Source organism: Micromonospora sp. NPDC007271 (genome assembly GCF_040634005.1).
Taxonomy (GTDB): domain Bacteria; phylum Actinomycetota; class Actinomycetes; order Mycobacteriales; family Micromonosporaceae; genus Micromonospora.
In genome coordinates this window covers 1-20,388 of record NZ_JBEYER010000056.1, presented here as the reverse complement: position 1 = coordinate 20,388, position 20,388 = coordinate 1, and the positions used below count along the sequence as shown (strand labels likewise).

At 73.5% G+C, this 20,388-nt stretch carries 18 protein-coding genes, 1 tRNA gene and 2 pseudogenes; 11 read left to right on the top strand and 10 right to left on the bottom strand.

Features of this window, described 5'->3' with window-relative positions; all coding sequences use genetic code 11:
* The 4 genes from ABZ570_RS20570 to ABZ570_RS20555 form a co-directional block, all read right to left on the bottom strand.
* On the bottom strand, positions 1–240 hold the full coding sequence (locus ABZ570_RS20570) for an acyl carrier protein (RefSeq protein WP_007072348.1): 240 nt from the start codon (positions 238–240) through the stop codon (positions 1–3).
* Positions 241–323: 83 nt separating this feature from the next.
* Positions 324–1,268, bottom strand: coding sequence for a beta-ketoacyl-ACP synthase III (locus ABZ570_RS20565; protein ID WP_358065726.1), 945 nt, complete (start codon positions 1,266–1,268; stop codon positions 324–326).
* The gene (locus tag ABZ570_RS20560; RefSeq protein ID WP_358065723.1) at positions 1,268–2,437 is read right to left on the bottom strand and encodes an acyltransferase domain-containing protein; all 1,170 of its coding nucleotides are present in this window, start codon (positions 2,435–2,437) and stop codon (positions 1,268–1,270) included. The genes ABZ570_RS20565 and ABZ570_RS20560 overlap by 1 nt, the downstream gene beginning before the upstream one ends.
* Positions 2,438–2,515: 78 nt before the next feature.
* Complete coding sequence (locus tag ABZ570_RS20555; RefSeq protein WP_358065803.1) at positions 2,516–3,808, bottom strand: helix-turn-helix domain-containing protein; 1,293 nt, start codon at positions 3,806–3,808, stop codon at positions 2,516–2,518.
* A 146-nt stretch (positions 3,809–3,954) separates the two neighbouring features.
* On the opposite strand from ABZ570_RS20555, the gene ABZ570_RS20550 reads away from it, so the two are divergent.
* A complete protein-coding gene (locus ABZ570_RS20550) occupies positions 3,955–4,284 on the top strand; it encodes a hypothetical protein (RefSeq protein WP_358065800.1) in 330 nt (109 codons plus the stop codon).
* A gap of 120 nt (positions 4,285–4,404) precedes the next feature.
* Positions 4,405–5,331 (top strand): NADP-dependent oxidoreductase, encoded by a 927-nt coding sequence (locus ABZ570_RS20545; protein WP_358065720.1) that lies wholly within the window; start codon positions 4,405–4,407, stop codon positions 5,329–5,331.
* 14 nt (positions 5,332–5,345) lie between these two features.
* Here ABZ570_RS20545 and ABZ570_RS20540 read toward each other — a convergent pair whose 3' ends face one another.
* A complete protein-coding gene (locus tag ABZ570_RS20540; protein ID WP_358065717.1) occupies positions 5,346–6,011 on the bottom strand; it encodes a hypothetical protein in 666 nt (221 codons plus the stop codon).
* Positions 6,012–6,235: 224 nt separating this feature from the next.
* Here ABZ570_RS20540 and ABZ570_RS20535 point away from each other — a divergent pair, with 224 nt between their 5' ends.
* Positions 6,236–6,871, top strand: a complete 636-nt coding sequence (locus ABZ570_RS20535) for a copper resistance protein CopC (RefSeq protein WP_358065714.1) — start codon at positions 6,236–6,238, stop codon at positions 6,869–6,871.
* Positions 6,872–6,919: 48 nt separating this feature from the next.
* On the opposite strand, the gene gltX is transcribed toward ABZ570_RS20535, so the two are convergent.
* Genes gltX through ABZ570_RS20520 form a run of 3 tightly spaced genes read right to left on the bottom strand, consistent with a single transcriptional unit; the run spans position 6,920 to position 10,984 of the window.
* A complete protein-coding gene (gene gltX, locus ABZ570_RS20530; protein WP_358065711.1) occupies positions 6,920–8,329 on the bottom strand; it encodes a glutamate--tRNA ligase in 1,410 nt (469 codons plus the stop codon).
* Positions 8,330–8,378: 49 nt separating this feature from the next.
* The gene (locus ABZ570_RS20525; RefSeq protein WP_358065708.1) at positions 8,379–9,656 is read right to left on the bottom strand and encodes an MFS transporter; all 1,278 of its coding nucleotides are present in this window, start codon (positions 9,654–9,656) and stop codon (positions 8,379–8,381) included.
* Positions 9,653–10,984 (bottom strand): GH1 family beta-glucosidase, encoded by a 1,332-nt coding sequence (locus ABZ570_RS20520; RefSeq protein ID WP_358065705.1) that lies wholly within the window; start codon positions 10,982–10,984, stop codon positions 9,653–9,655. The genes ABZ570_RS20525 and ABZ570_RS20520 overlap by 4 nt, the downstream gene beginning before the upstream one ends.
* Positions 10,985–11,169: 185 nt before the next feature.
* On the opposite strand from ABZ570_RS20520, the gene ABZ570_RS20515 reads away from it, so the two are divergent.
* Positions 11,170–11,616: an SRPBCC family protein gene (locus ABZ570_RS20515; RefSeq protein ID WP_358065702.1), complete on the top strand. Its 447-nt coding sequence runs from the start codon at positions 11,170–11,172 to the stop codon at positions 11,614–11,616.
* Between the two features lie 180 nt (positions 11,617–11,796).
* On the opposite strand, the gene aceE is transcribed toward ABZ570_RS20515, so the two are convergent.
* Entirely contained in the window at positions 11,797–14,541 is a 2,745-nt protein-coding gene (gene aceE, locus ABZ570_RS20510; RefSeq protein ID WP_358065699.1) for a pyruvate dehydrogenase (acetyl-transferring), homodimeric type, read from the bottom strand.
* A gap of 209 nt (positions 14,542–14,750) precedes the next feature.
* Between aceE and ABZ570_RS20505 the strand changes: the two genes are divergently transcribed.
* From ABZ570_RS20505 to ABZ570_RS20475, 7 genes and pseudogenes are all read left to right on the top strand, one after another.
* On the top strand, positions 14,751–15,155 hold the full coding sequence (locus ABZ570_RS20505; protein ID WP_358065696.1) for a secondary thiamine-phosphate synthase enzyme YjbQ: 405 nt from the start codon (positions 14,751–14,753) through the stop codon (positions 15,153–15,155).
* 275 nt (positions 15,156–15,430) lie between these two features.
* On the top strand, positions 15,431–15,913 hold the full coding sequence (locus ABZ570_RS20500; RefSeq protein WP_358065692.1) for a MarR family transcriptional regulator: 483 nt from the start codon (positions 15,431–15,433) through the stop codon (positions 15,911–15,913).
* Positions 15,914–15,964: 51 nt separating this feature from the next.
* A pseudogene (locus ABZ570_RS20495) lies at positions 15,965–16,297 on the top strand (transketolase); the annotation flags it as partial.
* Between the two features lie 534 nt (positions 16,298–16,831).
* Positions 16,832–18,793, top strand: a pseudogene (locus ABZ570_RS20490) (transketolase C-terminal domain-containing protein); the annotation flags it as partial.
* A 111-nt stretch (positions 18,794–18,904) separates the two neighbouring features.
* Positions 18,905–19,342, top strand: a complete 438-nt coding sequence (locus ABZ570_RS20485; protein ID WP_358065689.1) for a DUF3052 domain-containing protein — start codon at positions 18,905–18,907, stop codon at positions 19,340–19,342.
* A 78-nt stretch (positions 19,343–19,420) separates the two neighbouring features.
* Positions 19,421–19,888, top strand: coding sequence for a peroxiredoxin (locus ABZ570_RS20480; RefSeq protein WP_358065686.1), 468 nt, complete (start codon positions 19,421–19,423; stop codon positions 19,886–19,888).
* 85 nt (positions 19,889–19,973) lie between these two features.
* Positions 19,974–20,048: transfer RNA gene (locus ABZ570_RS20475), tRNA-Val, on the top strand.
* Between the two features lie 74 nt (positions 20,049–20,122).
* On the opposite strand, the gene ABZ570_RS20470 is transcribed toward ABZ570_RS20475, so the two are convergent.
* The coding region (locus tag ABZ570_RS20470; RefSeq protein WP_358065683.1) for a tyrosine-type recombinase/integrase at positions 20,123–20,388 on the bottom strand (266 nt) is incomplete at its 5' end.

Genomic DNA, 20,388 nt, shown 5'->3' with positions numbered 1-20,388 from the left:
TCAGGACTGCGCCTCGATGTAGCTGACGGCGTCCCCGACGGTCTTCAGGTTCTGCACCTCGTTGTCCGGGATCTTGACGCCGAACTTCTCCTCGGCCGCCACCACGACCTCCACCATGGAGAGCGAGTCGACGTCGAGGTCGTCGGTGAAGGACTTCCCCTCGGCCACGTCGTCCGGGTTCACCCCGGCAACCTCTTCGAGGATCTCGGCGAGGCCGGCGGTGATCTCGTCACGGGTCATTGCGGTTGGTTCCTCTCATCGGGGTTGACGACGGCCGGCGACCCGACCGTCACTCCTCGGTGCGCTCGCGCCCGAGGGGGTCTTCAGGGGCAGCGGACGACCTGACCGGCGTAGGTCAGGCCACCGCCGAAGCCGAACAGCAGCACCGGGGCCCCGGAGGGCACCTCCCGCCGCTCGACCAGCTTGGAGAGGGCGAGCGGGATGCTCGCCGCCGACGTGTTGCCGGACTCGACGATGTCCTTCGCGATGATCGCGTCGGGGATGTTCAGCCGCTTGGCGATGCCGTCGATGATCCGCGCGTTGGCCTGGTGCGGCACGAACGCGGCCAGCTCGGCGGGGGCCACCCCGGCCTTCTCGCAGGCCTCGAGCGCGAGCGGCGCCAGCGCGGTGGTGGCCCAGCGGAAGACGGTCTGCCCCTCCTGCGCGACGTAGGGCCGCCAGCCCTCGATGCGGACCGCGTCGCTCTTCTCCGGCACCGAACCCCAGACCACCGGCCCGATCCCGGCCGGCTCGTCCTCGGCGGTCGCGGTGACCACGGCCGCTCCGGCGCCGTCGGCGAAGATGATGCAGGTCGAGCGGTCGGTCCAGTCGGTGAAGTCGGAGAGCTTCTCCGCGCCGATCACGATCGCGTTGCGGGCCGCTCCGGCCCGGATCGCGTGGTCGACGGTGCCGAGGGCGTACGCGAAGCCCGAGCAGGCGGTGTTGAGGTCGAACGCGCCCGGTGCGTTGATGCCCAGCTTGGCGGCGACCCGGCAGGCCACGTTCGGGCTGCGGTCGACCGACGTGCAGGTGGCCACCACGACGAGGTCGATGTCGGCGGCGTTGAGTCCGGAGCTGGCCAGCGCCTTGCCGGCGGCGGCCGCGGCCATGTCGGCCACCGTCTCGTCACCGGCGATCCGCCGGGTGACGATGCCGACCCGGTCCCGGATCCACTCGTCGTTGGTGTCGACCATCTGCGCGAGTTCGTCGTTGGTCACCACTCGGGTGGGCTGGTAGTGCCCCAGCGCCACGATCCTGCTGCCGGCCATCAGTGCTGTCCTCCGATCCGGGCGAGCGGCTGGCCCGGGGCGACCGGGTCGTCCTGGTGGGCGAGCCACTCGGTGAGCAGCCCGTTGTGGTGCGCCGTCACCTCGACCGGCCCCTGCCGGGTGGCGACGTGGCCGATGACCTGGCCGGCGCGCAGGTCGGCGCCCTCGGCCAGTTCCGTCAGCGGCTCGAAGGTCCCGGCGGCGGGGGAGACCACCACCCGGAACTGGATCACCGGCTCGTGGCCGTGCAGGCCGCTGTGCCGGGCGATGAGATCTCGGGCGGCGGGCAGGTCGGCGGGGGTGTTCAGGGTGACGATCTCCGGCGCCCCCTCGCCCTTGAGCTCGCGCTTCACCAGGCCGGCCAGGGTCCCGGCCGGCGGCAGCTCGATCACGCCGGTGACCCCGAGGTCGGCCAGGGACCGCATGCACAGGTCCCAACGGACCGGGGCGGTGACCTGCCGGACCAGCCGCTGCACCATCTCCCGTCCGTGGTTGACCGCCGCGCCGTCCCGGTTGGAGAGCAGGATTCGGGCCGGGTCGGCCGGCGCGATGCCGCCGGCCACGGCGGCCAGGGCGGCCTCGGCCGGAGCCATGTACGGGGTGTGGAAGGCACCGGCCACCTGGAGCCGGATGACCCGGGCCTTCGCCGGCGGCTCGGCGGCCAGCTTCTCCAGGCCGGCCACCGCGCCCGCGGCGACGATCTGGCCGGTGCCGTTGCGGTTGGCCGGGTGCAGCCCGTGCGCCTCGATGGCGGCGAGCACCTCGTCCGGGTCACCACCGAGCACGGCGGCCATCCCGGTCGGTTCGAGCGCGCAGGCGGCGGCCATCTCCCGGCCGCGTACGCCGGCGAGGGTGACGGCCGCCTCGGCGGAGAGCACCCCGGCCAGGGCGGCGGCGCCCAGCTCGCCCACGCTGTGGCCGGCGACCAGCCCGACGTCGTGCATCGGCAGGTGCTCGGCGGCGAGCAGCGCGGCCGCGACGAGCAGCGGCTGCGTGCGGGCGGTGTCCCTGATCTCGTCCGCGTCCGCCGCGGTGCCGAGGTGAACCAGGTCGACCCCGGCCAGCGCCGACCACCAGCGCAGGCGGGCCTCGGCGCCGGGCAGCTCGAGCCAGGGGGTCAGGAAACCGGGCTTCTGGGAACCCTGTCCAGGTGAGAGTACGGCGAGCACGTCTACGACTCTGACGGATACTCGCGGGTCACGCTGTAACGCACGGCACCAAACCGCACTAGAAGCTTTGGAGGAACCTTACAAAGATCGGCGACGGTCGTCACCCGTCTGCGGCGTTTTCCGGACGTTCGGGCCAATGGTCTGGGTTGGGACCGGTGCGACGCCCGGGACCACCGGGTCGAGCCGCCCGACGGTCAACGCCACCTGCAGCGCGAACGCGTCCCGGGGCACCAGCGGCGAGAACCCGGTGACCTCGGCGACCCGCTTGAGACGGTAACGCACCGTGTTCGGGTGCACGTAGAGCGCCCGGGCGGCGCTCTCCAGCGTCCCGCCGGCGGCGAAGAAGGCGTCCAGCGTCTCCAGCAGCTCGCCGCCGGCGCGGGCCAGCGCCGCGTACACGTCGTGCCGCAGCCGACGGCGGGCCTCGGCGTCGCCCGCCAGGGCCCGCTCGGGCAGCAGGTCCGCCGCGGGCACCGGGCGGGGCGCGGTCGGCCAGGCCGGCGCCGCGCGGAACCCGGCCAGCGCGGCGCGGGCCGAGTCCGTCGCCTCGTCCAGGCTGGGTACGGCCGGGCCGACCACCACCGGCCCGTCGCCGAACGCGGTCAGCAGCTTCTCGGTGGCTCCCAGCGGGTCGGCCGCCCCGCCGAGCACGATGACCAGCCGGTCGCCGTGCACGCCACCGATCACCTCGACCCCGATCCGGCGGGCCTGCCGGTAGACGGTGTGCAGCACGGCGGCCACCTCACCACCGGGGGACCGGCCCACCGCCACCGCCACCGGTGGCGCGTCCGTCCAGCCCAGCGCAGCCGCCCGGCTGGCCAGCACGTCGGGCGAGTCGCCGCGCAGCAGCGCGTCCACCAGCAGCGCCTGGAGCCGGGCGTCCCACGAGCCGCGAGACTCGGCGGCGCGGGCGTACACCCGGGCAGCGGCGAAGGCGATCTCCCGGGAGAACCGCAGCACCGCCTCCCGCAACGGCAGCTCCTCACCCTCGGCGGCCAGCCGTGCCACCTGCTCCTCGACCACGTCGATGGTCACCTTGATCAGCGCCACGGTCTGCTGGAGGCTGATCGAGCGGGCCAGGGCCTGCGGCGCCGCGGCGAAGACCTCGTCCGACACCTCCTGGGTGCTGTCGGCCGCGCCACCGCCCTGCCGCAGCCACTGCACCAGCGACCGGACACCCGCCTGGGCGACCAGCATGACCCAGGCCCGCTGATCCGCCGGCAGTCCCCGGAACCAGGGCAGGGCCTCGTCCATCCGGGCCACGCTGGCGGTGGCCAGCGCCCCCGCCGCCCGTTCGACCCGGCGCAGCGTGGCCGACAGTTCGGTGCCGCCCGGTTCGCTCACCGCTTCAGACTGGCATGTCCTGACCAGGGTCTCGACACCGAGGGTCGGGTGTGTGGGCCGGGGCCGGCCGACCCGGTACGCGCCGAAGACCGCGTCAGGCCCGGCCAGTACGGTGTCAGGGGCACGCCGGGGCGACCGCCCGACGGGCGATTGGTGAACGTGAGGAGACCGGGATGGCGCACGGGGAGGCCGAGCACGGCTGCGCCCAGGGCGAGCCCTGCCGGCCGGGCCACGAACAGCCGGCGTCCGCCAAGCACCCCCGCCGGACGGGCCTGAACCATCCGGCCGAGCCGGCCGGCTGCTGGGGGCCGGAGCGCGACGACGACCCGCCCGCGCCGCGGCAGCGGGCCGCCGAGCCGGCCCCGCCGGCCCTGCCCGAGGCGGCGCCCAGCCAGGGCTGCCACAGCGGCCTGTCCGGCTGGGCGGGCGCCCACCGGCACGGTGCGGTGCGGCCCCGCAACCGAACGGTCCGCCGCGAGCGCCCCCCGCGCCGCTGGTGCTGACCCGGCCACTCCCCGACTCGCCGGTGGGCACGCGGCCCGCCGGGCAGAGCCGGCGACCGCCCCCGACGAGAATTCGCTGCCCGGTGAACCCGGCGAACCTTCAGCACTAGCGTGGGCAGCGTGAAGGCGATCGCGATCGACGCGTACGGCGCGGCCGACCGGCTCACCCTGCGGGACCTGCCCACGCCGCCGGTGGGCCCGGACACGGTCCTGGTGCGGGTCCGCACCGCCGGGGTGAACCCGGTCGACTGGAAGGTCCGCGAGGGGCACCTGGCCGCCGCGCTGCCGGCCCACTTCCCGCTGGTGCCCGGCTGGGACGCCGCCGGGGTGGTCGAGGCCGTCGGGCCGGCGGTCGCCGGGTTCGCCGTCGGGGACGAGGTGATCGGGTACGTCCGCCGCGACGACGTCCAGCACGGCACGTACGCGGAGCTGGTGCCCGCTCCGGAGCGGACCCTCGCCGACAAGCCGGTGCAGGCGTCCTGGGCGGAGGCCGGTGGCCTGCCGCTGGCGGGCCTGACCGCGTACCAGGCGTTGCAGCTGGTCCGTACGGGCGCCGGCGACACCGTGCTGGTGCACGGCGCGGCCGGCGGGGTGGGGCACCTGGCGGTGCAGCTGGCCCGGGCGCTCGGCGCCCACCGGGTGATCGGCACCGCGAGCGAGGCCAACCACGACTTCGTCCGGTCGCTGGGCGCCGAGCCGGTCAGCTACGGCGACGGCCTGCTGGACCGGCTCCGGGCGGTCGCGCCCGACGGGGTGGACGTCGCGCTGGACCTCTTCGGCGGCGCGGCGCTGGACGTGTCGGCCGAACTGCTGGCCCGGCCCGCCCGGCTGGTCTCCACCGCCGACCCGGAGCACGTCACCCGGCTCGGCGGCAGCTACGTCTTCGTCAGGCCGTCGACGGCCGACCTGAGTGTGCTGGCCGGGCTGGTCGACGCCGGCCGGCTCACCGTGCACGTGGCCCGGACCTTCCCGCTGGCCCAGGCGGCCGAGGCGCAGCGCCTGGTGGAGGCAGGGCACATCCGGGGCAAGGTGGTGCTGGAGCTCTGAGGCGGGCGGCCGACTCAGCGGGTACGGCGGCGGACCAGCAGCGCGATGCCGGCCAGCCCGACGGTGATGACCACGATCACCCCGACGTTGAGCAGCAGCAGCCGCTGGAGTTCCGCCATCGCCGCGTCGATGTCCTGCCCCCGGTCCAGCGGATTCTCCGTGGTGGCCCGATCGCCCCCGCCGACGCCGCCGCCGCTGATCGTGTCGAACTGCGGCTCCAGCGGCACCCCCGCGGTGCGCAGCGCCTCGGACATGTTCAGCCGGCCGAAGAACCAGCCGGCCAGGGTCTTGCTCAGGTCGGGCTGCTTGGCCGGCCGGTAGATCCGGGGCCCGCCCTTGGCGAGCGGGTAGAGGTCGTAGGTCTTCGTCGGCACCTCCCCGGCGAGCACCACGACCGTGTACTTCGGACCGAGGTCCGCCGCCTGCGGGCCGCGTTGCTGGCCGGTCCGCCCCAGCCAGCTGACCTGGTCGAGGACCGCGTTCACCTCGCCGGGCTGGGTGTCCGCGCGCAGCCGCAGCGGCTCGTCCAGCTCGTCGCCGGCAATGTCCACACCGGCCACGGGCTTGGGCTTGGGGGTCGCCGCGTGGGCCGCGCCCGGGGCCGCGAGGGCCAGCGCGCAGGCGGTCGCGATCAGTGCCCCGGCCACGGCGGTCAGCAGCCGCCTCACCCTCCGGACCATCGCCGCCTCCTCGCCCCGTTCGATGGCTGGCTACCGCTGCAGGTCACGCTGTCGGCCGACGGTGGTGGCCGCCCGGCGAAGACCGGTGCCCACCTCAGAAAGACTCCGCGGAACGTCGCTCGGTTGCAGCTGCTGGAACAGTAATTGGAACTATTTGCGATCTGGAACCGACTAAGTGAGCGGCCGATGATCAGCGGCCGGATCGTACCCGGACGGAGGGAATCATGGGGGGCAGGCCCGCTCGCGCGGCGCGTACCTGGTTGATCGTGCTCGCGGTGGCGTTGGGCGGGTCGGTGCTGCCGGCCAGCCCGGCCGCCGCGCACAACTCGCTGACCGGCAGCAACCCGAAGGACGGGGCCACGGTCGCCACCGCCCCGAAGCGGATCGAACTCCGCTTCCTCGCCGCGCCGGCCCCCGCCGCGACCAGGGTCACCGTGACCGGGCCGGACGACGCTTCCGCCTCCGGCGGCGAGCCGACCTTCTCCGGCAGCCGGGTCAGCGTGCCGTTCACCCCGGGCCCGGCCGGCGTGTACACCGTCGCGTACCGGGTCGGCTCGGCCGACGGCCATCCGGTCAGCGGGAAGGTCGTCTTCACCCTGACCACCGGCGCGGCCGCCGTCACCCCCTCGGCCGAAGTGGTGGCACCGACCACCGCGCCGGCATCCCCGACGGCCGAGGCGATTCCGACGGCCGAGGTGACCCCGACGGCCGGGGCCGTCACGCCGTCGGACCCCGCACCCGTCGCCGTGCGCTCGGGGGACGGCGGCGCCTCCGGCCTGTGGTGGGCGTTGGGGGCCGTGGTGGTGCTCGGCGTGCTGGGCGGCGGGCTGCTGCTGCGCCGCCGCTCCGTCCGCCGCTGAGTCGCCTCGGCGGCTCCGGATGACGCCACGCTCGGGTGCGTCCTGAGGTCAGATCAGGCGGACCCGGGCGGCGCGCAGCCGGGCCAGGGTGCGCTCGCGGCCGAGCACCTCGATGGACTCGAAGAGCGGCAGGCCCACGGTACGACCGGTGACCGCGACCCGGACCGGCGCCTGCGCCTTGCCCAGCTTCAGGCCGCGCTCCGCGCCGATTGCCTCCAGCGTGGACTTCAGCGACTCGGCGTCCCAGGACTCCAGCCCCTCGAACGCGGCGATCGCCGCGTCCAGCAGCTCGGCCGCGCCCTCCTTCATCGCCTTCGCCCAGGCAGCCTCGTCGATCAGCGGGTCGGCCAGGAAGAGGAAGTCGACGTTCGGCACGATCTCGCTGAGCACCGCGATCCGGGTCTGCGCCAGCGGTGCCACCGCGGCGAACGCGGCCGCGTCGAACTCCTCCGGCTGCCACGGCGGCGGGGCGATGGTGCCGGTGCCGGTCAGCCACGGCTGGCACTCCGTGATGAAGTCCTCGATCGGCAGCGCCCGGATGTACTCGCCGTTGAACGCGCGCAGCTTCTTCTCGTCGAAGAACGCGGGGGAGGGGTTGACCTCCTCCAGCCGGAACTCCTCCTCGATCACCGACCAGGGTACGATCTCCCGGTCGCCGGAGGGGGCCCAGCCGAGCAGCATCAGGTAGTTGCGCATCGCGGCGGCGAGGTAGCCCTCGTCCCGGTACGCCTCCAGCGCCACCTTGTCCCGCCGCTTGGACAGCTTCTGCCGCTTCTCGTTGACCACCACGGGCACGTGCGCCCAGACCGGCGGCTTGACCCCGAGCGCGTCCCAGAGCAGTTGCTGCTTCGGGGTGTTGGGCAGGTGCTCCTCGGCCCGGATCACGTGGGTGATGCCCATGGTCAGGTCGTCGACCACGTTCGCGAGCAGGAACACCGGGGAGCCGTCGCCGCGGGCGATGACGAAGTCCTCGATCAGCTTGTTCTCGAAGGTCGGCTCGCCGCGGACCAGGTCGACCACCACGGTCTCGCCCTCGTCCGGGGTGCGGAAGCGCAGCGCCCGGCCCTCGCCCGCGGTCAGGCCACGGTCGCGGCAGAAGCCGTCGTAGCCGCCGTACTGGGAGCCCGTCCGCGCCTGCACGTCCTCCCGGGTGCAGTCGCAGTAGTACGCCCGGCCGGCCTCGTACAGCCGCTGCGCGGCGGCCCGGTGCTCACCGGCGTACGACGACTGGAAGTACGGGCCCTCGTAGCTGCCCCGCGCGATGCCGATCCAGTCGAGCGCCGACAGGATGCCCTCGGTCCACTCGGGCCGGTTGCGAGCGGCGTCGGTGTCCTCGATGCGGAGCACGAAGACCCCGCCCTGCTGCTTGGCGTAGATCCAGTTCTGCAGGGCCGAGCGGGCGCCGCCGACGTGGAACAGACCGGTCGGGGAGGGGGCGAAGCGTACACGTACCGTCACGTCCCCCAGCCTACGGCGGAGGCCGAGCCGATTTTGACCGAGGGGGCGGTCAGGGCACGGACCTGATCTTCAACACCAGGGCGCTGCCGAGCAGGGTGACCGCCGCGGTGACCGCGTACAGGGTGGGGTAGCCGCCGAGGTGGACCACGATCGGGGCGGAGAGCGCCGGGCCGAGCACCTGCGGGGCGGAGTTGGCGATGTTGATCACGCCGAGGTCCTTGGCCCGGTCGGTGGCGGCCGGCAGCACCTGGGTGATCAGCGCCGCGTCCACCGCCAGATAGACCCCGTAGCCGGCGCCGAGCAGCAGCGCGGCGACGATCGCCATCGGCCAGGCCGGGGCGACCGCGAGCAGCACCGCCGCCACCGCCATGATCAGCCCGGAGGCGATCACGAAGACCTTGCGCCGGCCGGACCGGTCCGACAACCGCCCGGCCACCACGGCGGTCAGCATCATGCCCAGCGTGTAGAGCAGGATCAGCGCCAGCAGGGCGCCCTCGGGATCGGGCACGCGTACCCCGTCGGCGAGGAAGTACAGCAGGTAGAGGGTGCCGAGCGCGTTGCCGGTCTGCACGAGGAACCGGGTGAACCAGGCCCAGGCGAAGTCGGGGTGCCGGCGCGGGCTGATCCACATCGAGGCGAGCAGGCCGCGCAGCCGCAGCGCCGGCCGGTGCTCCCGGGGCAGCGGGTCGTCCGGGGTGAGCAGCGCGAACGGCAGCGACAGCAGCAGCACCGCGAGGGCGACGGCGGCGTACCCGGCGGCGTTGCCGGTGACCACGGCGGTGACCAGCACCGCCCCGGCCACCAGGCCGAGCGCCTGCGGGATGCCCACCCAGCCGGAGACGCCGCCGCGCTGGGCGACCGGCACCCGGTCCGGAATCGCGGCGGTGAGGCTGGCCAGCATCGCGTTGAAGCAGACCTGGGCGGCGACCCAGCCGAGCGCCACCCCGGCGATGCTGTCCTGGCGGGCCAGCAGCACCAGGGCGAGCGCGCCGAGCACCGCGCCGGACGCGGTCCACACGTGCCGCCGGCCGAGGTGCCGGCCCGCCAGTCGCAGCACGGTCCGGTCGGAGAGCGCCCCGGCGAGCGGGTTGGCCAGCACCGCGGCGAGCGCGCCAAGCCCGGTGACCACCGCCAGCATGGCCTCCTTGTCGCCCGGCGCGATCCGCTCCACCTGCTGCGGCAGCAGCACCTGGATCGGGGTGAAGAAGGCCATCCAGACGCCGAGGTTGGCCGCGAAGATCAGCGCGATCCAGCTTCGCCGGACCGGCGCGGTCGGTTCGGCCAGGGCCGCCGGCAGCGCGGCCGGCGTCGGGTCGACCGTGGTCACGGCCGCACGACGTGGTCGCGGAACCAGGCGTACGACGACTTCGGGGTACGCCGCTGGGTGGCGTAGTCGACGTGCACCAGGCCGAACCGTTTGGTGAAGCCCTCGGCCCACTCCCAGTTGTCCAGCAGGGACCAGACGAAGTACCCGGTCACCTCGACCCCGGCGTCGATCGCCTCGCGGACCGCCCGCACGTGCCCGTCCAGATACGCGATCCGCTCCGGGTCGTGCACCCGGCCGTCGGCGCCGGGCACGTCGTCGTACGCGCAGCCGCTCTCGGTGACCTGGATCGGCGGAAGCGCGTCGCCGTACGTGTCGCGCAGCCGGAGCAGCAGGTCGCGCAGCCCGTCCGGAGCCACCGGCCAGTCGAAGGCGGTCCGCGGGTAGCCGGTCAACGGCACGATCTCGAACGGCAGCGGCGAGTCCTCCTCGGCGGCCCGGATGCCGGTCGGGCTGTAGTAGTTCACCCCGAGCACGTCGAGCGGGGCGGCGATCACCTCGAGGTCCCCGTCGCGGACCACGCCCGGGTCGAAGTTCATCCCCGCCGGGTAGCCGAGGCCGAGCAGCGGATCGGTGAAGAGGCGGTTGTGCAGCGCGTCGTACGCCGCCCCGGCCGCCCGGTCGGCCTCGGTCTCGCCGATCAGCCGGACCGGGGAGTAGTTGTTGGCGATGGCCACCGGGCCGGTGCCGCGGGCGCGCAGCGCGGCGACCGCGAGGCCGTGCCCGAGCAGTTGGTGGTGGGCCACCGGGAAGGCGTCGAGGAGCAGCGTCCGGCCGGGGGCGTGCACCCCCAGGCCGTGCCCGAGGCTCATGTGGATGAACGGTTCGTTGAGGGTGATCCAGAGCTTCACCCGGTCGCCGAGGCGGGCGGCGGCCAGGTCGGCGTACGCGGCGAAGAGGGCCGGGGTGTCCCGGTGCAGCCACCCGCCGGCATCCTCCAGCGCCTGGGGCAGGTCCCAGTGGAAGAGCGTGGCGACCGGGTCGACGCCCGCGTCGAGCAGGGTGTCCACCAGGCGGTCGTAGAAGTCCAGGCCGGTCGGGTTGGCCGGGCCGGTGCCGGTGGGCTGGACCCGGGGCCAGGCGATGGAGAAGCGGTACCCGGACACCCCGAGCCCGGCCAGCAGCGCGACGTCCTCGGCGTACCGGTGGTAGTGGTCGCACGCCTCAGCGCCGCTGCTGCCGTCGGCGATCCGGCCCGGCGTACCGGCGAAGGTGTCCCAGATGGACGGACCCCGACCGTCGGCGGCGGTCGCTCCCTCGATCTGGTACGCGGAGGTGGACACGCCCCATCGGAAGCCGGCGGGGAACTCGGGCATCGGCGGGGTCGTCATTAGCCCTCCCAGAAACGCGAAGCGTGCTCGCGACTCTAGGGGTCCGCCGGGCGACGCGCCATAGGTCCGGTGTGGGCGGTGGCGCAAGGGTTTTCGGCGTGTCTTTTCCGAAGCCGTCCCTTTAAGTCCGATTTAGCGCATACAGTGCGGAATATCGCGGATGTCCTTAGTGGGGGAAAGACGAAATGATCCTCGTGGAACGCAGTGCGCACGTGATGGCGCCGGTGGAAGCGGTCTGGGGCGTCGTACAGCGGGCCGAGCAGCTGCCGGCCTGGCTGGCGGGGGTCCGCGCGGCCGAGGTCCTCTCGGGGGAGGGCTTCGGCCGGCGACAGCTGGTCCAGGCCGGGCGCGGCGCGGCGCACGAGGCCGAGGTGATTGCCTACCAGGAGCCGACCCTGATCGGGTGGCGCGAGCGGGCCAAGGGCGCCGGTGCCCGGGCCGAGGCGCGCACCGAGATCTACGTACAGCTGACCCCGGACGAGGAGGAGAGCGGGACGATCGTGCGGCTCATCGTCGTACGGTGGCCCGCCGGGCCGGTCAAGGCCGCCCTGCTCCGGCTCGGCCTGCGTCGGGTCGGCGCCGACCTGGAGGATTCGCTGGCCCGGCTGACCGACCTGGCCGCCGTCGGCTGACCGAGCCGGTCCCGGCGTCGCCCGCGATGGTGATGGTCCGGCGTTCCCGCCAGGGGCGCCGGGCCATCGTCGACTCAGCCGCCGGTCAGCCGGCCGCCCCCGTGAGCGACACCGGCGCGGGGTGGGGTGGGTGGCGTAAGGGCCCGGCGGGGTCCGCCGGGCCCTTACGCGCCGGGTGGGTCAGCTGTCGCCGCCGGTCTCGCCGACCGGGGCGGCGTTGACGTCCTCCAGCGCGTACTTCTTGGCGGCCTCGGCCGGCACGTGGGCCGGCACCGCGCCGCGGAGGGCGAGCTGGCGCAGCGTCGCGACGGCCACCGACTCGGCGTCGACGTGGAAGTGGCGGCGCAGCGCGTGCCGGGTGTCCGACATGCCGAAGCCGTCGGTGCCGAGCGAGGTGTAGTCGCCGGGTACCCAGCGGGCGATCAGGTCCGGCACCGCGCGCATCCAGTCGCTGACCGCGACCTTCGGCCCCTCGGCGTCGGCCAGCTTCCGCTGGACGTACGGCACCCGCTGCTCGGCGCCCGGGTTGAGCAGGTTGTGCTCCTCGCACTCCACCGCGTCCCGGCGCAGCTCGGTCCAGGAGGTCACCGACCAGACGTCGGCGGCCACGCCCCAGTCCTCGGCGAGCAGCTGCTGCGCCTTGAGCGCCCACTGCATGCCCGTGCCGGAGGCGAGGACGTTCGCCTTCGGCGCGTCCCCGCCGACCTGCGGGGCGGGGGAGTAGCGGTAGATGCCCTTGAGGATGCCCTCGACGTCGACGCCCTGCGGCTCGGCCGGCTGGAAGATCGGCTCGTTGTAGACGGTGAGGTAGTAGAAGATGTTCTCCTGCGCCTCGCCGTACATCCGGTGCAGGCCGTTCTCCATGATGTGCGCGATCTCGAACGCGAACGCCGGGTCGTACGCGACCACCGCCGGGTTGGTGGCGGCGATCAGCAGCGAGTGGCCGTCCTCGTGCTGGAGGCCCTCACCGTTGAGCGTGGTCCGGCCGGCGGTCGCGCCGAGCAGGAAGCCCCGCGCCATCTGGTCGGCCGCGGCCCACAGCCCGTCGGCGGTCCGCTGGAACCCGAACATCGAGTAGAAGATGTACATCGGGATCATCGGCTCGTCGTGCGTGGCGTACGACGTGCCGGCCGCGGTGAACGAGGCGACCGAGCCGGCCTCGTTGATCCCCTCGTGCAGGATCTGGCCGCCGGTGGCCTCCTTGTAGGACAGGAACAGGTCCCGGTCCACAGAGGTGTACCGCTGGCCGTGCGGCGAGTAGATCTTCGCCGTCGGGAAGAGCGAGTCCATGCCGAAGGTGCGGGCCTCGTCCGGGATGATCGGCACCCAGCGCTTGCCGAACTCCTTGTCCTTCATCACGTCCTTGAGCAGGCGGACGAAGGCCATCGTGGTGGCCACCTTCTGCTTGCCCGAGCCGCGCTTGACGTCGGAGAAGCGCTCGCTGCCCGGGATCTGCAGCACCTTGCCGGTGGTCCGGCGGGTCGGCAGGTAGCCGCCGAGCTGCTTCCGCCGCTCGTGCAGGTACTCGATCTCCTCGGACTTCTCACCGGGGTGGAAGTACGGCGGGAGGTACGGGTTCTCCTCCAGCTGCTTGTCGGAGATGTCCAGGTACAGCCGGTCGCGGAAGAGCTTGAGGTCCTCCAGCGTCAGCTTCTTCATCTGGTGGGTGGCGTTGCGGGCCTCGAAGTGCGAGCCCAGCGTCCAGCCCTTGATGGTCTTGGCCAGGATCACCGTCGGCTGACCGGTGTGCTCCATCGCCGCCTTGTAGGCCGCGTAGAGCTTGCGGTAGTCGTGGCCACCCCGCTTGAGGTTCCAGATCTCGTCGTCGCTCAGGTGCTCGACCATCTTGCGGGTGCGCGGGTCGCGGCCGAAGAAGTGCTCCCGGACGTACGCCCCGGACTCCGCCTTGTAGGTCTGGTAGTCGCCGTCGGGCGTGGTGTTCATCAGGTTGACCAGGGCACCGTCGGTGTCCGCCGCGAGCAGCGGGTCCCACTCCCGGCCCCAGACCACCTTGATCACGTTCCAGCCGGCGCCCCGGAAGAACGCCTCCAGCTCCTGCATGACCTTGCCGTTGCCCCGGACCGGGCCGTCCAGCCGCTGCAGGTTGCAGTTGATCACGAAGGTGAGGTTGTCCAGCTCCTCGCGGGCGGCCACGCCGATCGCGCCGAGCGACTCCACCTCGTCCATCTCGCCGTCGCCGAGGAACGCCCAGACGTGCTGCTGGGAGGTGTCCTTGATGCCCCGGTGGTGCAGGTAGCGGTTGAACCGGGCCTGGTAGACCGCGTTGATCGGCCCGAGGCCCATCGAGACGGTGGGGAACTCCCAGAAGTCGGACATCAGCCGCGGGTGCGGGTACGACGGCAGCCCGCCGCCCGGGTGCGACAGCTCCTGGCGGAAGCCGTCGAGCTGGTCCTCGCTGAGCCGGCCCTCCATGAAGGCCCGCGCGTACATGCCGGGGGAGGCGTGGCCCTGGTAGAAGATGTGGTCGCCGCCGCCCGGGTGGTCCTTGCCCCGGAAGAAGTGGTTGAAGCCCACCTCGTAGAGCGACGCGGAGCTGGCGAAGGTGGAGATGTGGCCACCCACGCCGATCTCAGGGCGCTGTGCCCGGTGCACCAGCATGGCGGCGTTCCACCGGATGTACGCCCGGATCCGCCGCTCGATGTGCTCGTCACCCGGGAACCACGGCTCGCGCTCCGGCGGGATGGTGTTGATGTAGTCAGTGGTGGTCAGGGACGGCACCCCGACCTGGCGCTCGCGGGCCCGCTCCAGCAGGCTCAGCATGACGTAGCGGGCGCGCTTTGTCCCGCGCTCGTCGATGACACCGTCGAGCGACTCGACCCATTCGCTGGTCTCTTCAGGGTCGATGTCCGGAAGCTGGCTCGGCAGACCAGCGGTGATCACCGGGCGCTTGCGTTCCGTAGCCACAGGCGTTCCCTCGGTTCTGTGTGGGATAGGTCTCTAGCGCCATCCTGCCCTCTCGTGGCGCGTTCCGTCACGCCTCCCTCCCTCAGACGCGACGCTCAACACAGGTACTCACCAGTAACTTCGGGTTGATCGTCTACGGCGGTGCGCGGCGGGCGCGACTGTGCCGGCGGTGGGGGCGGTTGCCGGCCGGCTGGGGCAGAATGCGCCGTATGCGAAGTGAGGAGATCAGCGTCCAGACCGGGTCCCGGCCGACCGTGCGGGACATCACGGCCGAGGCCGAGCGGTTCGTCTCCGGGCAGGGTGACGGCCTGCTGCACGTCTTCGTGCCGCACGCCACCGCCGGGCTGGCCCTCATCGAGACCGGCTCCGGCTCCGACCACGACCTGCTGCGCGCGCTCGACGATCTGCTCCCGGCCGACGACCGCTGGCGGCACCGGCACGGCTCACCCGGGCACGGCCGGGACCACGTGCTGCCCGCCTTCGTCCCCCCGTACGCCACCCTGCCGGTGCTCGGGGGCCGCCTCCAGCTCGGCACCTGGCAGTCGATCTGCCTGGTCGACACCAACGGCGACAACCCCACCCGCACGGTGCGCTTCTCCTTCCTGCCGGGCTGACGCCCCGCCCGCGCCGCACCCGGGCAGGGCGGCGGCCGGTTCAGCCCAGCAGCCGGCGGAGCTGGCCGGGGGTAGCGGCAGCAGCCCGACGGCGTCGGGATGGCCGTCGTGCACGCGGCCGGTGCCCGCTCCACCAGCCGGCGGTTCCGCCCGGCCCCCGTCCCGGCCGCCGACCGGGAAGCCGCTCCGACCCGCGTGCCGGATGACTCACGATCTGGGTGAGCTGGTCAATAGTAGAGCACCTATATTATTGAGCCCCAGGTACGATGTGGGTCATGGCGCAACCCGCAGTTCCCACCGAGGGCCCCGCCGTGGGCGACCGCTCCGGCCTGGCCGGGGACGCCGTGCGCCGGATCCTGCACATCGCCGCCGCGATGCGGCACCAGCAGGACGAGGAGATCGCCCGGCTGGGGCTCACCCCCGCCGCGGCGCGGGCGCTGGTCGAGCTCGACCCCGACCGTCCGCTGCCCGCCCGGGATCTCGCCGGGCAGCTCCGCTGCGACCGGTCCAACGTCACCGCGCTGGTCGACCGGCTGGAGCAGGCGGGGCTGGTGGAGCGGCGGGTCGACCCGGCCGACCGGCGGCAGAAGGCGCTGGTGGTGACCGAGGCCGGCCGGCGCGTACGGGACCGGGTGCGCCAGGCGATGTCGGACTCCCGACTCCTCGCCGGCCTCACCATCGCGGAGCTGGCCACGCTGCGCGAGCTGGTCTGGAAGGTGTCCGACGGCGGCTGCCCGGAGGGGTGCGGCGAGGGTTGAGCCCGGTCGGGCGGAACGTGTCCGGGTGGGCGACTCTGGCCTCCGTCGGTAATGCTGTCCGACGTGACCACCCCGCACGACCTCGACGACCGGTTCCGCGAGGCGCTGGGCGCGCTCGGCAGGCCCGCCCGGCGCCGTGACCTGGCCGAGTGGCTGCCCGACGGCGGGCCGCTGACCGGAGCGCAGGCGCTGGCCCTCTTCGACGCCCAGCTCACCAGCCGGCTGCTGGACCTCGCCGGCCGGTGGCTGCGCGGCTTCGGGGAGGGCTATTACACGATCGGCTCGGCGGGCCACGAGAGCAACGCCGCGGTGGCCGCCGCCCTGCGGCCGACCGACCCCGCCCTGCTGCACTACCGCTCCGGGGCCTTCTACTGCGTCCGCGCCGTCCAGGCGGCGGGCGACTTCCCGGCCGCGCCCCCCGGCGGACGGCCGGCCGGCGGCGGCGTTCCCGACGACGACAGTGGACCCGGGGCGCACGAGCCGGGCGGAGCGCGGCCTGACGACCCCGACCGCCTGCCCCCGGCGGCCGGCCCGTCTCCGGTTGTCGGCCCGTCTTCGGCCGCCGACCCGTCCCCCGCCGGCGGCCCGACCTCGGCCGCCGGCCGGTCCGTCGGCCCGGCCACCGACGGGGCGGAGGAGGCGGCTGCCGAGGTCAGGCTCGAACCCGGGGGGTCGGCCGTCGACGCCATGGCCACCCGGTCGGGCGGGAGCCCGGACGACCCGGTGGCGCCTGCCGTCGTGGCCGGCGCCGAGGCGGCGGTGGAGGCCGCCGGCGAGACCCGGGCCGGGGCCGGCGGGGCGGCCGCCGGTGTGGACCGGGCCGGCCAGACCGGGGCCCGGGCCACCGCGGAGACCGCCGGTGCGGCCGAGGACGGCGTGCCCGCCCTGCCCGCACCGGATCCCGACGACGCGTACACACAGGCGGCACGGGACGTGCTGCGCGGCATGGTCGCCTCGGCGCGGGAGCCGATCGCCGGGGGCCGGCACAAGGTCTTCGGCCGCGCCGACCTCGCGGTCATCCCGACGACCTCGACCATCGCGTCCCACCTGCCCCGGGCGGTCGGCATGGCGCTCGCCCTGGAACGGCTACGCCGGGTCGGTGGGACCCCGCGGCCCGTCGGCGCCGTGCCCGAGGCCGGCGAGGACCCTACCGCCGGCTCGCCGTGGCCGCCGGACGCGATCGTGGTCTGCTCGTTCGGGGACGCCTCGGTGAACCACGCCACCGCCACGGCTGCGCTCAACACGGCCGGGTGGTACGACCACAGCGGACTGCGCATCCCGGTCCTGTTCGTGTGCGAGGACAACGGGCTCGGGATCAGCGTGCGCTCGCCGCAGGGCTGGGTCGAGGCGACGCTGCGGGCCAGGCCGGGCATCCGGTACTTCGCCGCCGACGGCGCCGATCCGGTCGAGGCGTACCGGATGGCGGACCAGGCGGCGGCCTGGGTGCGCCGGCACCGGCGGCCGGCCGTGCTGCACCTGACCACCGTACGACTGATGGGCCACGCCGGGGCCGACGCGGAGACCGCGTACCGCAGCCCGGCCGAGATCGCCGCGGACGCCGCGCGGGACCCGCTGCTGGCCGCCGCGCGGCTGCTGGTGACGGCCGGCTACGCGACGGGGGAGGAACTGCTGGCCCGGTACGACGAGCGCGGCTGGCAGATCCGCCGGATCGCCGAGGAGGTGCTCGACGAGCCGAAGCTGTCGTCCCCGGCCGAGGTGGTGGCCGAGCTGGCCCCGCGCCGGCCGGCTCGGATCTCCCGGGCGGTGGCCGACGCCGCGGCCCGGGCGGCCGGGCCGAACGCGGGCGCCCGGGCCGAGGTGTTCGGCGGGAAGCCGCCGGAGCTGGTCGGCCCGCTGACCCTGGCGCAGAGCATCAACGCGGCACTCGCCGACGGAATGCTGGACCACCCGGGGATGGCCGTCTTCGGCGAGGACGTCGCCGCCAAGGGCGGGGTGTACGGGGTGACCAAGGGGCTGCGGGACAGGTTCGGGGCGGCCCGGGTCTTCGACACGCTGCTCGACGAGACCTCGATCCTCGGGCTCGGTCTCGGCGCGGGTGTCGTCGGGATGCTGCCGGTGCCGGAGATCCAGTACCTGGCCTACCTGCACAACGCCGAGGACCAGCTCCGGGGCGAGGCCGCGACCATGCGGTTCTTCTCCCGCGGGGCGTTCCGCAACCCGATGGTGGTCCGGGTCGCCGGGCTGGCCTACCAGGAGGGGTTCGGCGGGCACTTCCACAACGACAACTCGGTGGCGGTGCTCCGGGACGTGCCGGGGCTGGTGATCGCGGTGCCGGCGCGGCCGGACGACGCGGCGCCGATGCTGCGGACCTGCCTGGCCGCCGCCGCCGTGGACGGGAGCGTCTGCGCCTTCCTGGAGCCGATCGCGCTCTACCACACCCGCGACCTCTACGCCGACGGCGACGGCGAATGGCTGGGGGAGTACGCCGAGCCGGGCTCGTGGGCCGCGTGCCACGTGCCGATCGGCCGGGCCCGGGTGTACGGGGTCGGCTCCGCCGAGGACGTCACGATCATCACGTTCGGTAACGGCGTGCGGATGTCCCTGCGGGCCGCGGCCACCCTCGCCGACGAGGGGATCGGCTGCCGGGTGGTGGACCTGCGCTGGCTGGCGCCGTTGCCGGTGGCGGACATCGTCCGGGAGGCCTCGGCCACCGGGCGGGTGCTGGTCGTCGACGAGACCCGACGGTCGGGCGGGGTGGGCGAGGGGGTGATCGCCGCGCTGGTGGACGGCGGATACGTCGGCGCGGCGCGAAGAGTGGCCGGACTTGACTCCTTTGTACCATTAGGGCCAGCTGCCCGTCACGTTCTGGTCTCCGAGGAAGCCATTACCCAGGGTGCCCGTACCCTGCTGGCACGGTAAATTCCGTTCCACCCGGTGCGCCACTTGCGCGGGGAGCCACAACTGTGTGGACTTGGCCGGACGGCGTCGGACGACGCCGCGAGCAGGGATGAGATGAGGAGGCACGCGACAGTGAGCGCGACCGCTGGTCAGGCCGCCGACGGGGTACGCAGCCTGGCGGACCGGTTCGGGATCGAGCCGGGGATGGTCGTCATGGAGATGGGCTACGACGACGACGTCGACCAGGATCTCCGCGACGCCCTGACCGACCGCTGTGGGGATCTGGTGGACGAGGACACCGACGAGGTCGTCGACGCCGTTCTCGTCTGGTACCGCGACGGCGACGGTGACCTCTTCGAGCTCCTCGTCGACGCCCTCGGGCCGCTGGCCGACAACGGGGTGGTCTGGCTGCTGACGCCGAAGGCCGGCCGCGACGGCCACGTCGAGCCGAGCGAGGTCGCGGAGAGCGCCCAGACCGCTGGCCTCCAGCAGACCTCCACGGTCAACGCCGGCCGGGACTGGAGCGGCGCCCGCCTCGTGCTCCGGCGCGGGTCGAAGTCCAAGAAGTAGTGCCCGTACGCCACCCGGCGGCGCGCGTCGCCGCGTGTGGCAGGCTGATCGTCTCCAGACTCGACCCAAGGAGTTCGCATGCCCATCGAGGTTGGCGCCGAGGCGCCGGACTTCGTGCTCAAGGACCAGAACAACCAGGAGGTCCGGCTCTCCGACTTCCGCGGCAGGCGGGCCGTGCTGCTGGTGTTCTACCCGCTCGCCTTCACCGGCATCTGCCAGGGCGAACTCTGCGAGGTGCGGGACAACCTCGCCGAGTACGTCAACGACGACGTCCAGGTGCTGACCGTCAGCGTCGACTCGGTGTACTCCCACAAGATCTGGGCCGACCGCGAGGGCTACCAGTTCCCGATGCTGGCCGACTTCTGGCCGCACGGCGCGGTGGCCCAGACGTACGGCGTCTTCAACGACGCCGCCGGCATCGCCAACCGCGGCACCTTCGTGATCGACAAGGCCGGCGTGGTCCGGTTCGCCGAGATGAACATGCCCGGCGAGCCCCGTGACCAGCAGGGCTGGCGCAAGGCCCTGGCCGAGGCCGTCGCCGCCTGATTCCCACCCCAGGCACGCCGTTGCACCGGGCCGGAGGCCGGCAGGTAAGCTTGCCGGAACCTCCGGCCCGCCGTACGGGCGTTCCGGGCGCGTAGCTCAGTGGGAGAGCACTCGCCTTACAAGCGAGGGGTCGCAGGTTCGAAACCTGCCGCGCCCACCACATACCACCAGCACCAACGTTGGCCCGAAGATCAGATTCTCGGGCGATGACGGCAGCGGTGACAGCAGCCGGCCTCACGACAGCCGCCCGTCGAGCTTGCCGAGCGCCTGGCGCATGACGTCAAGGTTGGCGTGCGAGTAGATCTTCAGGGTGATTTTCACGTCGGCGTGCCGGGCGATGGCCTGGACCACGTGCGGCGGGACACCCAGCTCCATCAGCAGCGACACGACGGTGTGCCGGAGGTCGTGCAGCCGTACGTCGGGACAGCCGGCCGTATTCCGGAGAGCCGCGAAATGACGGTTGAGGTTCCGGGGCTCGATCGGGGTGCCGACCTCGGAGG